Source organism: Pedococcus sp. P2_E2 (assembly GCF_056403955.1).
Genome location: NZ_JBFUEM010000006.1, coordinates 339,045 through 351,208, shown reverse-complemented (window position 1 = coordinate 351,208; position 12,164 = coordinate 339,045). Strand labels below are relative to the sequence as shown.

Below are 12,164 nucleotides of genomic sequence, written 5' to 3'. Positions count from 1 at the left end.
GTGACTCTACCCGGTGCCGGGACCACGCGGCATACCGGCCCGCCGAGGCGCACCACGCGTTCGGTGCGCAGAGCTCAGGCGAGGGTGGGTTTGACCTCGGCGAGGCGACCGAGCAGGCCGTTGACGAACTTCGGCGAGTCGTCGGTGGACAGGCTCTTGGCCAGCTCGACGGCTTCGGCGATCGCGACGTTCTCGGGGACCTCGGTTGCGTACAGCACCTCGTACGCCCCGAGGCGCAGGATCGCGCGGTCGACGCTGGGCATCCGCTCGAGGGTCCAGCCCTGCGAGTAGGTCGAGAGCAGCTCGTTGATGTCGGTCCAGTGGGCGACCACGCCCTCGACCAGGTCGGAGGTGTACTGGCTGAGCGGTGCCTCGGTGACCGGCTTCGCGAGTCGTTCGGCGAGCAGGTCGCGGGCGTTCAGCCCTCGGTTCTCGGCCTCGAACAGGAGGTCGATCGCGCGCTTGCGTGCCTTCGTCCGTGCGCCCACTTAGTTGACGCGCCCCAGATAGGAGCCGTCGCGGGTGTCGACCTTGACCTTGGCGCCCTGCTCGAGGAACAGCGGGACGTTGATCGTCGCGCCGGTCTCGAGGGTGGCGGGCTTGGTGCCACCGGTGGAGCGGTCGCCCTGCAGGCCCGGCTCGGTGTACGTGATCTCGAGGACGACCGAGGTGGGCAGCTCGACGTAGAGGACGGTGCCCTCGTGCGTCGCGACCTGGGCGCTCTGGTTCTCCAGGAGGTAGTTGGCGACGTCGCCGACGACGCTCTCCGGGATGTGGATCTGGTCGTAGGTCGACCCGTCCATGAAGACGTAGTCGGTACCGTCCTTGTAGAGGTACTGCATGTCACGCCGGTCGACGTTGGCGGTCTCGACCTTCAGCCCCGCGTTGAACGTCTTGTCGACGACCTTGCCGGACAGGACGTGCTTGAGCTTGGTGCGCACGAAGGCCGGGCCCTTGCCGGGCTTGACGTGCTGGAACTCCACGACGGCCCACAGCTGGCCCTCGAGGTTGAGGACCATGCCGTTCTTGAGGTCGTTGGTCGATGCCATGCGGGTGTCACTCTCTGTTTGGGTGCGCAGACTGGTCAGGACTCAGTCCACGAGCCGGTATGCCGCATGGCTGAGCGCGCGCGGCAGTCCCGGAAAGGTTCGGGGTGGGAATCGCCGGACAGTCTAGCCGTCGGCCGCACGCTCCCCCGAATCGCTGCGCAGCCCCACCCGACCCCACAGCCCACCCCACGCAGCCAGCCCGGGTCGGTAACCGCCCGAGGTCGGCTGGACCGCACGCCTAGGCTGGGTGGATGACAGCCACCGACACCGCCCAGGACATGAGCTACCGCGCGCTCGGGTCGAGCGGCCTCATGGTCAGTGCCCTCGGCGTGGGCTGCAACGCCTTCGGCCGCAGAGTGGACCAGGTCGGGGTGGGCTCGATCCTGGCCGCCGCCCGCGACGCCGGCGTGACGCTGCTCGACACCGCCGACATCTACGGAGGCGAGCCCGGGCAGAGCGAGTCGATGCTGGGCGAGGCACTGCGGGGTCAGCGGGACGAGTTCGTGCTGGCGACCAAGTTCGGGATGGACATGCAGGGGGCCAACGGCGAGGACTTCGGAGCGCTGGGTTCGCGCCGCTACGTCCGTCGCGCGGTCGAGGCCAGCCTGCGCCGGCTGCAGACCGACCACATCGACCTGTACCAGCTGCACCGGCCCGACCCGCTGACTCCGCTCGAGGAGACCCTAGAAGCGCTCACCGACCTGGTCCGCGAGGGCAAGGTGCTCTACCTCGGGTGCTCGAACTTCGACGGTTGGCAGGTCGCCGACGCCTCGTGGACGTCGTCGACGGCGGGTCTGGCCTCCTTCGTGTCCGTCCAGAACGAGTACTCGCTCCTCGACCGCTCGGTCGAGGACGAGGTGACGCCTGCCTGCGAACGCTTCGGGCTCGGCATCCTGCCGTTCTTCCCCCTGGCCCGTGGCCTGCTCACGGGAAAGTACCGGCGAGGTGCAGTCGCGCCTGAGGGTTCGCGCGCGGCGCTGGAGTCAGACCGGGCCGGGTGGCTCGCGGAAGCGGACTGGGACCGGGTCGAGGCGCTGCAGGGCTTTGCCGCCGAGCGCGACGTCGAGCTGCTGGACGTCGCCATCGGCGGTCTCGCCGCGCAGCCGGCCGTCACGTCGGTCATCGCCGGGGCGACGACCGCGGAGCAGGTGACCCGCAACGCCCGCGCCGCGGGCTGGCAGCCCACCGCCGCTGACCTCGTCGCGCTCGACGAGCTCTGAGCGGCGACGCCTCAGCGAGGTGCACCGGGTGACGACACGGCATACCCCCGGCGTGCTGAGGTGCGACGGCGGGGTCAGACACCGATCGTCAGGTTGGCCACGTAGCCGTCGGTGATGTTTCCGGTGACGGTGGCGAGCTGGTAGATCCCGCCGTCGTTGCCGAACACCATGTCCTGGGTCACGGAGGTCCGGGCGAGGTTCTGGACGCTGGCCTCGTAGCCCGTGGTCGCGTAGACCTCCTTGCAGGCCGCCTCCGGAAGGGCGATCTGCGAGGTCTTGACGATCTGGCCGCTGCTCGTCGCGTCGTCCACCGACGAGTAGACCTCGAAGTGGATGTGGGGCCAACGCCCGTCGTAGGCCGCGGGGAAGATGCTGGTGTACGTCGCCATCCCCGCCGCGTTCGTCGCCTGTACGCCGCGCAGGTAGTTCTCATCCTCGACGCCCTGGGAGTACAGCGAGTACTGACCGTCGCGGTTGCAGTGCCACAGGTAGACCGCCGCGCCCTGCATGGCTGCGTAGCCGTTGCCGCCGTCGGTCACCGTGAGGTTGATCGTGAGCGGGATGCCCTCGGCCCTGGTCGTCGACGAACCGAAGCTGGTGGTGATGTCGGAGCGCACGATGCCGGAGTCGTCGAGGACATTGGGGCCGTTCGAGCCGTCGCCCGGGTAGGGCCCTCCGGTCTCGTCGGGCACCTCGGCCTTCGGCGTCGCGCCTGAGGCGCTGGAACCCGAAGCGCTGCTCGTGGGGGAGCCGGAGGTGCCCGAGCCGGCGGACGTCCCACACGCGGCCAGCGCCGCTCCGGCGCCGAGCCCGCCGAGCAGGCCCAGGACTCGCCGACGGCCCAGCAGCGTAGCCACGTCGAACTCCAGGCCACGGTCGTGTCGGTCGTCGTGGGCGTTGCCGAAGTGGTCGACGCCGTGATCCTCTGAATTCTGGTTCGCGCTCATGCCCCCACTGTGGGCGATCCGGCCATCCACCTCTTGTGTGGCTGCTGTGCGCTGTCTGTGAGCCCCGAGGTTGGGCTGCTGGTCAGTCGCGGCTTATCTCGGCGTACGCAGCCTGGAGCAGGGCAGGATCCGGCCCCTCCAGCCGGACCGGTCTGGCCAGCCCGGACAGGATGACGAACCGGAGCAGCGACCCGCGCGACTTCTTGTCGCGCCTCATCGCGTCCAGCAACTGCGGCCACTTGTCGCCCCGGTAGGACACCGGCAGACCCAGCGAGCCCAGGATCGACCGGTGCCGCTCCACCAGGGCGTCGTCCATCTTCCCCGCGAGGCGGGCGAGCTCGGCGACGTAGACCATGCCGATCGACACCGCGGCCCCGTGCCGGAACGCATAGCGCTCGACCTGCTCGACCGCGTGCCCGAAGGTGTGGCCGTAGTTCAGGATCTCTCGCAGGTCGGCCTCCTTGAGATCCTGCGAGACCACGTCCGCCTTGACCTGGACGGCGCGCTCGATGAGGTCGCGGACGTGCGGACCGTCGGCCCGCTTCACTGCGTCGGGGTCGGCCTCGACCAGGTCGAGGATGACGGGGTCGGCGATGAAACCGCACTTGACGACCTCTGCCAGCCCGGCCACGAAGTCATGGGTCGGCAAGGTCTCCAGCGTCGCGAGGTCGCACAGCACCCCGGCCGGGGGGTGGAACGACCCGACGAGGTTCTTGCCCTCGGGTGTGTTGATCCCGGTCTTGCCGCCCACGGCCGCATCGACCATGGCGAGCAGGGTCGTGGGGACGTGCACGACCTTGATGCCGCGCAGCCAGGTCGCCGCGACGAACCCCGCGAGATCGGTGGTCGCCCCTCCCCCGACGCTCACGATGGCGTCGGAGCGGGTGAACCCGGCTTGTCCCAGGACACCCCACAGGAAGGCGGCGACCTGCGCGGTCTTGGCTTCCTCGGCGTCAGGCACTTCCGCGGCATACGCCTCGAAACCCTTGGCCACCAACGCTTCGCGCACGCCCTCGCCCGTGGCCGCGAGTGCCCGCGGGTGCACCACGAGCACTCGCTGGACTCCCTCGCCGACCAGTCCGGGCAGCTCGTCGAGGAGGCCGGTGCCGATGACGACGTCGTAGTCCCCTCCGACGCTGATGCGGGTGGTGCTCATGCCTGCCCTCCAGTGGGTGCGCCGAGGAACGCCAGGATCTCCTCGACCACGGCGGCGGGCTTGCGGCCCGCCGTGTCGACCCTCAGGGTGGCCAGCCGCTGGTAGGTCGGTCGGCGCTCGTTCATCATCTTGGTCCAGCTCGCCCGGGGGTTGACCATGAGCAGCGGGCGACTGGCGTCGAACCCGATCCGTCGCGCGGCGTCCGCGATGCCCACGTCGAGGAAGACCACGGTGTGCCCGGCCAGGGCGGCCTGCACCTCGGGGTCCATCGGCGCTCCGCCTCCGACCGACAGGATCCCGGGCTCCTGCGCCAGGGAGCGCAGCACCTCGGCGCGCTCGAGCTCGCGGAAGTGGGCTTCGCCGTGGTCGACGAACACGTCTGCGATCGACTGCCCCGCGGCTGCCTCGACGGCGCGGTCGGTGTCGTGCCAGGCAAGGTCGAGAGCTTTGCCGAGACGGCGGCCGATCGTGCTCTTGCCCACCCCGGGCGGCCCGATCAGGACCACGCGGGGTCCGGCTGTGCCGCTCACCACGTGCGCATCGCCTCGGGGATGGAGGCGAGGTATGCCGCGTGGTTGCGAGCCGTCTCGGTCACCGAGTCCCCACCGAACTTCTCGAGGCAGGCCTGCGCGAGCACGAGGGCCACCATCGCCTCGGCCACCACTCCGGCCGCCGGCACCGCGCACACGTCTGAGCGCTGGTGGATCGCCTTGGCCGCCTCGGCGCCCGTGGTGTCGACGGTGTCGAGGGCGCGGGGCACTGTCGAGATGGGCTTCATCGCGGCACGCACGCGCAGGACGTCACCGGTCGACATGCCACCCTCGGTGCCCCCGGCGCGTCCGGTGCGCCGCTGGATGACTCCGGATGCGTCGCGCTCCATCTCGTCGTGGGCAGCAGACCCACGACGGGCTGCGGTGCGGAAGCCGTCGCCGACCTCCACACCCTTGATGGCCTGGATGCCCATGAGGGCCGCGGCGAGCTGGGCATCGAGCCGCCGGTCCCAGTGGACGTGCGAACCCAGGCCCGGCGGCAGCCCGTAGGCCACGACCTCCACGACGCCGCCGAGGGTGTCGCCGTCCTTCTTGGCCGCCTCGACCTCGGCCACCATCGCCGCGGAGCCAGCAGGGTCGAGGGTGCGCACGGGGTCGGCGTCGATCTGCTCGACCTGGTCGGGGGTCGGCAGCGGTGCGTCCTCGGACACGCCCGCAGCGCCGATGGCGACCGTGTGCGAGACGAGCCGGATGCCATAGGCCTGGTCGAGGAAGCGGGACGCCACCTCACCCAGGGCGACCCGGGCGGCCGTCTCGCGGGCGGAGGCCCGCTCGAGCACCGGCCGCGCGTCGTCGAAGCCGTACTTCTGCATGCCGACGAGGTCGGCGTGGCCCGGGCGCGGTCGGGTCAGGGGTCGGTTGCGGGCGACCTCCTTCTCGGCGTTCACGTCGTCGGACGCGGCGTAGGCCTCTTCGGACACGGGGTCGGGAGACATCACCGTCTCCCACTTCGGCCACTCGGTGTTGCCGATCCGGATGGCGACGGGGGACCCCATGGTCACGCCGTGGCGCAGACCTCCGAGGAACTCGACGTCGTCCTGCTCGAACTTCATCCGAGCGCCACGGCCGAAGCCGAGTCGGCGGCGGGCCAGTGCGGCGGCAACGTCCTTGGTCGTCACCTCGACCCCGGCCGGGAGACCCTCGATCGTCGCGAGGAGGGCCGGGCCGTGGGACTCACCTGCGGTCAACCAGCGAAGCATGTCCCGATCCTCCCATGCAGGGCACGGGCCGGTTCGGCTAGGCCAGCACGTGGTACTCGACCGCCAGCGCCACGAAGGCGCCGGCGAGCATCGACGGCCCGAACGCGATGTGCGAGCGCAGCCCGACCCGTTGCCCGACGAGCATGACGAGCGCGACCACCCCGCCCACGATGAAGCCCGCCAGCAGCGCCACGACGGCGTGCCCCACCCCGAGCCACCCCAGCAGGAGCCCGATGAGCCCGGACAGCTTGACGTCGCCGAAACCCAGCGAGCTCGGGGAGACGAACGCGAGGACGAAGTACAGGACGTACAGGGCGGCCATGCACACGAGCGCCCGCACCAGGGCCCGCCAGTCGCCCAGGCCGGCGGTGGCGACGACCACCAGCACCAGCAGGGCCGGGTAGGCGGGCAGGACCAGTCCGTCCGGCAGGCGGTGCACGTCCGCGTCGATCCACACCAGCCCGACGGCCAACCACGCGAACAGCAGGTATGCCGGGGCGGCGGCCCAGCCCGCGAGGTCACCGATCCGCCAGCCCACCAGTGCCCAGAGCAGGGCCAGCGCGACCGCGGGCCACCACCAGTGCCGTGGCGGGGCTCCGGCCTCGTCGGACTCGATGCGGTAGCCCGCCTCGGCCAGCGACCGTCCCGTCACCGCTCCGAGGCCTGCCCCCGCCACGGCCAGCAGGACGACCACCCAGGCCGCGACGCCCGAGCCGTTGGCGAGCTCGATCATCGGCCGAGCGCCTGTCGCCCGGCGGCGTACATCGCCTGGACGGGCGCCTGCTCACCGGTGAACAGGCGGAACTGCTCGGCAGCCTGGTAGACCAGCATGTCGAGGCCGGACACCACGTCCATGCCCACGGCGGCGGCGGCGCGGGCCAACGGGGTCGGCCAGTCGGCGTACACGACGTCCATGAGGGTGCCATGTCGTCTGCCGACGCCCAGTGCCTGGGCAGCCACCTCACCCGCTGCCGGCGGAAGGGTGCTGATCACGAGTCCGCCGCGGTGGCCCCTGCCCCACGACGCCAGTGGGACGACCTCCACCGCGATCCCGGCATGCACCGCGAGCCTCAGGGTCTCGGGCCGGGGTTCAGCGCGCACAGCGAGCCTCATCCGCTCCACCCCCAGCGCACCGAGGGCGATGACGGCCGAGCGCGCGGTGGCGCCCCCGCCGAGCATGGTCGCCACACCACCGTGGTCGATGTCCGCCAGCGACGCCTCGATCCCCCGGACGTCGGTGTTGTGGGCGTCCCACCCGCCGTCCTGGCGGCGCACCAGCGTGTTGACCGCACCAGTGACGCGAGCGGTCTCGGTCACGGTCGTGGCCACGGTGAAGGCGACCTCCTTGAGCGGCATGGTGAGGCTGAGCCCCCGCCACGAGTCGTCGAGACCAGCCACCCACTCGGAGAGCTCAAGCTCGCGGACCTCGTGCGCGGCATACGTCCAGTCGGCGAGGCCCAACGTGCGGTAGCCGGCACGGTGCAACACCGGTGACAGGGAGTGCGCCACCGGTGATCCGAGGACCGCCGCGCGGCGCGGGTCAGCCACCGCCCTCGCACTTCGGCTTGTTGGCGTCGCACCACTCCTGGCGCTGGGCGTTGTTGCGGTCGTGCTCGGCCTGGGTCACGGCGAAGAGCGTCTCGCCGGTGTCGTAGTTGACGGTCACGAAGTAGAACCACGGCCCCGGGGTGGGGTGGGCGGCTGCTTCGATGGCCTTGGCGCCCGGGCTGCTGATCGGGCCCGGGGGCAGGCCCTTGAAGGCGTAGGTGTCGTAGCGGCTGGACTTCGCGGAGTCGTACTCGGTCTTGGTCAGGTTGCCCCGCTTCTGCAGGGCGAAGTTGACCGTCGAGTCCATCTGCAGCAGCCCGACCGTCGGGCCGTTCGGGTTGTCGAGGCGGTTCTCGACGACGCGGGCGACCTTGCCGCGGTCGGCGACCCCGGCCTCGCCCTCGACGATCGAGGCCACGATGAGGGTCTTCTGGAAGTCGGCTTCGCTGACCCCGGCCTTCTCGAGCTGGGCGACCGCCTGGGCCACCATGATCTTGAGCTGCTGCGTGGCCGTCGCCTTGACGGGGAACTCGTACGTCGCGGGGTACAGGTAGCCCTCGACGTTGCCCTTGGCGCCCGCCGGGAGCCCAAGGGCCTGGGGGTTCTTCGCCGCCGCCGTGTACTCCGCGACGGGTACGCCCGTGCCCTTGGACAAGGCCGCGAACACCTCGCTCTTCCACAGTCCCTCACGCACCGTGACCCGGGGGACGCTGCGGTTCTTGGAGTCCACGAGGATCGCGAGCGCCGCCTTGGCGGACATCTGCTTCTTCATCGTGTAGCTGCCCGGCTGGATCGCGGCCGCCCGTGTGTCGGCCGCAGCGGCGTCGAGGTACGCCTTGGCCGTCTTGACCACGTCGGCCTTCTGCAGGGTCGCGCCGATGGCGCGCCCCGTGTCGCCGTCGTTGACGACGATCTGCACCTCGCCGGTGCCCGGCCCCGGGTAGTCGTTGCTCTCGAGGAACCCCTCGACCATCGGACGCAACACCGTGTATGCCGCGAACGCGGCCACCGCGACGATCACCAGCGCCACGAACAGGCATCCGGTGCGACGCCCCCTGCGGCGCGGTCGGCGCGTGGCGCGACGACGGTCCGCTCGGCTGCGGACCTCGGGCTGGCTGCCGTGCGCGTCCTCGTGCCCCCCGAAGATCGAGTGCTCCAAGTGGGGGTCGGTCATCGCCGCCTGTCCTTCGTCCTGGGCTTGCGCCCACCTGTCCTGACCAGCTCCCCGGGCGGTCGCCCGGAGTTGCGCTCCGTGTCGAGGGCGGCCTGCAGGATGAGGACTGCAGCAGCCTGGTCGACGACCGAGCGCTGCCGCCGACCGTCGACCCCACTCTCGCGGAGGTTGCGGTGGGCATCGACCGTCGTGAGTCGCTCGTCGACCAGACGGACGGGCACGGGGGCGATGCGCACCGACAGCCGCCCAGCATACGTGCGGGCGGTCTCTGCGGCGGCCCCTTCCCCGCCTGCGAGGGTGCGGGGCAGCCCGACCACGACCTCGACGGCCTCCAGCTCGGTCACGATGCCGGCCACTTCCTCGAGGTCGGTCGGTGCGTCAGCGGTGTCGTCGGGATCGCGCGCCACGGTCCGCACCGGCGTCGCCAGCAGGGCGGACGGGTCACTCGCCGCGACGCCGACACGCACGCTGCCGACGTCGATGCCCACCCGCCGGCCGGGGCGGGTGGGCATCGAGGTCGAGGTGGACTGGTTCACCCAGGTCCCTGGGTCGCCGCCTGCACGGCACGGTCGATCTGCCCGAGCGCCTCGCCGGTGCGGCTGGGGTCGGTGCCACCGCCCTGCGCCAGGTCGTCCTTGCCGCCTCCGCCGCCGCCGAGGGTCTGGGCCGCCAGGCGCACGAGCGCTCCCGCCTTGACTCCCCGGTCGCGAGCGCCTGCGTTGGTGGCCACCACGATGGCCGGGCGACCACTGGCCACTCCCGTCAGGGCCACGACTGCCGGGGCTGCGTCGCCGAGGCGGCCCCGCAGGTCCAGCACCATCGTGCGCAGGTCGTCGGCGGTCGTCCCGTCGCCGGCATCGTGCGTCAGCACCCGGACGCCGTCGACGTCGTGGGCGTACCCGACCAGCTTGCCGGTCGCCGCCTGGACCTGTTCCCGGCGCAGCTTCTCCAGCTCGCGCTCGGCGTCGCGGACGCGCGCCACGAGCGCGGCAACCCGCTCCTTGAGCTCGCCCGGCTGCACCTTGACGATGTCCGTGAGCTCGGCGACCAGGGCTCGCTCCTTGGCGAGGTAGTGCAGCGCGTCCATGCCGACGAAGGCCTCGAGACGTCGCACACCCGATCCCACCGACGACTCGCCGGTGACTGTCAGCGCGCCGATCTGGCTCGAGTGCCCGACATGCGTGCCACCGCAGAGCTCGCGCGACCAGGGGCCGCCGATCTCGATCACACGGACCTGCTCGTCGTACGTCTCGCCGAACAACGCGAGCGCGCCGAACTTCCGCGCCTCCGGCAGGGTCATGTACTGGGCGGAGACGGGGAGGTCCTGGCGGACGGCGAGGTTCGCGACCTCCTCGATCTCGCTGCGGGTCTCGGGCGACAGGCCCTGCCCCCACGCGAAGTCGAGCCGCAGGTAGCCGGGCTTGTTGTAGGAGCCGGACTGGAGGGCCGTGGGGCCGAGCACCTGACGCAGGGCCGCGTGCACGACGTGGGTGCCCGAGTGGGCCTGGCAGGCCGAGATGCGCCAGTCGGCGTCCACCTCGGCAGACACGTCCTGACCGGTCCGCAGCGGACCGGTGAGCACCTCGACGGTGTGCGCCACCAGGCCCTTGACGGGGCGCTGGACGTCGACGACCTTGAGGTGCGCGCCGTCGGCGGTGATGACACCCTCGTCCGCGATCTGGCCACCGGACTCGGCATAGAACGGGGTGCGGTCGAGCACGACCTGGCCCCGCTGGCCCGGCTCGAGCTCCTCGACGCGCTCGCCGTCCACGACGATCCCGAGCACCCTCGCGTCGCTGGTCAGCTCCTGGTAGGCACGCCAGTCGGTCGCGCCGAGCGCTCGCAGGTCCTTCCAGACCTCGGTGTTGGCGTGGCCGCCCTTCTTGGCCTTGGCGTCGTCCTTGGCTCGGTTGCGCTGCTCCTCCATCAGCCGGGTGAAGCCCGCACGGTCCACCGTGAGGCCCTGCTCGGAGGCCATCTCCAGAGTCAGGTCGATGGGGAAGCCGTAGGTGTCGTGAAGTCGGAACGCCTGGTCCGCGGGCAGCTCGTCCGTCTTCACAATCGAGGCGGTCTCTTCGACGGAGAGGGTGCCGGTGTCGCCGGCCTTGATCTTCGCGATCGCGGTGTCGAGGATGGTCGTGCCGGAGGCGAGGGTGCGACGGAAGGCCTCCTCCTCGGCATACGCGATCTGGGAGATGCGGTCGAAGCCCGCCTCGAGCTCGGGGTAGGAGTTCTTCATCCGCTCGACGGAGACCGGCAGCAGCAGCGGCAGGCTGGGCTCGTCATACCCGAGCAGGCGCATCGAACGCACCGCTCGGCGCAGCATGCGGCGCAGCACGTAGCCGCGGCCCTCGTTGCCGGGGGTCACGCCGTCACCGATGAGCATCAGCGACGACCGCACGTGGTCGGCGACGACCCGCAGCCGGACGTCGTCGGGGTGCGACTCGCTGGCCGCGTGGCCGGAGTGCGCGCCGTACTTCTTGCCGGTGAGCTCGGCCGCGCGGTCGAGGACGGGGTAGACCTCGTCGATCTCGTAGAGGTTGTCGACCCCCTGGAGCAGGGTCGCCATCCGCTCGAGACCCATGCCGGTGTCGATGTTCTTCTTCGGCAGCTCACCGGAGATGTCGAAGTCGTCCTTGGCGCGGACCGCGGACAGCTCGTACTGCATGAAGACGAGGTTCCAGAACTCGAGGTAGCGGTCCTCGTCGACGGCCGGGCCACCCTCGCGCCCGTACTCCGGCCCGCGGTCGAGGTAGAGCTCACTGCACGGGCCACCAGGGCCGGGCACACCCATGTGCCAGTAGTTGTCGAGCTTGCCGCGCCGGGTGATCCGCTCCGCGGGGATGCCGATCATCCGGTGCCACAGGTCGTAGGCCTCGTCGTCGTCCTCGTAGACGGTGGGCCAGATCTTGTCGGGGTCCAGGCCGTAGCCACCCTGCCCCTGGGGCGTCGTGATGAGGTCCCACGCGAACTGGATGGCGCCTTCCTTGAAGTAGTCGCCGAACGAGAAGTTGCCGTTCATCTGGAAGAACGTGCCGTGGCGGGAGGTCTTGCCGACCTCTTCGATGTCCCCCGTGCGGACACACTTCTGCACCGACGTGGCGCGGTCCCACTGCGGAGCCTGCTGTCCCAGGAAGTACGGCTTGAACGGCACCATGCCGGCGTTGACGAACAACAGGTTGGGGTCGTCATAGACGAGCGGCGACGAGGGGACGATCGTGTGGCCCTTGCTCTCGTAGAACGAGAGAAAGCGGCGCCTGATCTCGGCGGTTTCCATGAAAGTACTCAGTCCTTAGGCGCATGCGGGGCCACCGACGGGC

The 12,164-nt window shown here is 70.7% G+C and carries 12 protein-coding genes; 1 reads left to right on the top strand and 11 read right to left on the bottom strand.

The features are described from left to right. Positions 1 to 74 precede the first annotated feature (74 nt). Together nusB and efp are read right to left on the bottom strand one after the other, a co-directional pair. A complete protein-coding gene (nusB, locus tag AC1DWR_RS14910) occupies positions 75 to 488 on the bottom strand; it encodes a transcription antitermination factor NusB (protein ID WP_477612706.1) in 414 nt (137 codons plus the stop codon). Further along, positions 489 to 1,049 carry an elongation factor P gene (efp, locus tag AC1DWR_RS14905; protein ID WP_477612705.1) on the bottom strand — a complete coding sequence of 187 codons (561 nt, stop codon included), beginning with the start codon at positions 1,047 to 1,049 and terminating at the stop codon, positions 489 to 491. It lies immediately after the preceding gene. A 251-nt stretch (positions 1,050 to 1,300) separates the two neighbouring features. Between efp and AC1DWR_RS14900 the strand changes: the two genes are divergently transcribed. Continuing rightward, positions 1,301 to 2,269, top strand: a complete 969-nt coding sequence (locus tag AC1DWR_RS14900; protein WP_477612704.1) for an aldo/keto reductase — start codon at positions 1,301 to 1,303, stop codon at positions 2,267 to 2,269. Between the two features lie 74 nt (positions 2,270 to 2,343). Here AC1DWR_RS14900 and AC1DWR_RS14895 read toward each other — a convergent pair whose 3' ends face one another. The 9 genes from AC1DWR_RS14895 to alaS all read right to left on the bottom strand — a co-directional run bounded on the left by AC1DWR_RS14895 (position 2,344) and on the right by alaS (position 12,121). After that, on the bottom strand, positions 2,344 to 3,216 hold the full coding sequence (locus AC1DWR_RS14895) for a peptidase associated/transthyretin-like domain-containing protein (protein WP_477612703.1): 873 nt from the start codon (positions 3,214 to 3,216) through the stop codon (positions 2,344 to 2,346). A gap of 82 nt (positions 3,217 to 3,298) precedes the next feature. Further along, the gene (gene aroB, locus AC1DWR_RS14890; protein ID WP_477612702.1) at positions 3,299 to 4,372 is read right to left on the bottom strand and encodes a 3-dehydroquinate synthase; all 1,074 of its coding nucleotides are present in this window, start codon (positions 4,370 to 4,372) and stop codon (positions 3,299 to 3,301) included. Beyond that, positions 4,369 to 4,902 (bottom strand): shikimate kinase, encoded by a 534-nt coding sequence (locus tag AC1DWR_RS14885; protein WP_477612701.1) that lies wholly within the window; start codon positions 4,900 to 4,902, stop codon positions 4,369 to 4,371. Before AC1DWR_RS14885 ends, aroB begins: the two co-directional genes overlap by 4 nt. Then, positions 4,899 to 6,122: a chorismate synthase gene (gene aroC / locus AC1DWR_RS14880; protein ID WP_477612700.1), complete on the bottom strand. Its 1,224-nt coding sequence runs from the start codon at positions 6,120 to 6,122 to the stop codon at positions 4,899 to 4,901. The genes AC1DWR_RS14885 and aroC overlap by 4 nt, the downstream gene beginning before the upstream one ends. A gap of 37 nt (positions 6,123 to 6,159) precedes the next feature. After that, complete coding sequence (locus AC1DWR_RS14875; RefSeq protein WP_477612699.1) at positions 6,160 to 6,855, bottom strand: prepilin peptidase; 696 nt, start codon at positions 6,853 to 6,855, stop codon at positions 6,160 to 6,162. Then, a complete protein-coding gene (locus tag AC1DWR_RS14870; RefSeq protein WP_477612698.1) occupies positions 6,852 to 7,670 on the bottom strand; it encodes a shikimate dehydrogenase in 819 nt (272 codons plus the stop codon). The genes AC1DWR_RS14875 and AC1DWR_RS14870 overlap by 4 nt, the downstream gene beginning before the upstream one ends. Next, a complete protein-coding gene (gene mltG, locus AC1DWR_RS14865) occupies positions 7,663 to 8,844 on the bottom strand; it encodes an endolytic transglycosylase MltG (RefSeq protein ID WP_477612697.1) in 1,182 nt (393 codons plus the stop codon). The genes AC1DWR_RS14870 and mltG overlap by 8 nt, the downstream gene beginning before the upstream one ends. After that, positions 8,841 to 9,356: a Holliday junction resolvase RuvX gene (gene ruvX / locus AC1DWR_RS14860; RefSeq protein ID WP_477613412.1), complete on the bottom strand. Its 516-nt coding sequence runs from the start codon at positions 9,354 to 9,356 to the stop codon at positions 8,841 to 8,843. Before ruvX ends, mltG begins: the two co-directional genes overlap by 4 nt. Positions 9,357 to 9,376: 20 nt before the next feature. Then, entirely contained in the window at positions 9,377 to 12,121 is a 2,745-nt protein-coding gene (gene alaS / locus AC1DWR_RS14855) for an alanine--tRNA ligase (protein WP_477612696.1), read from the bottom strand. Positions 12,122 to 12,164: the final 43 nt, after the last annotated feature.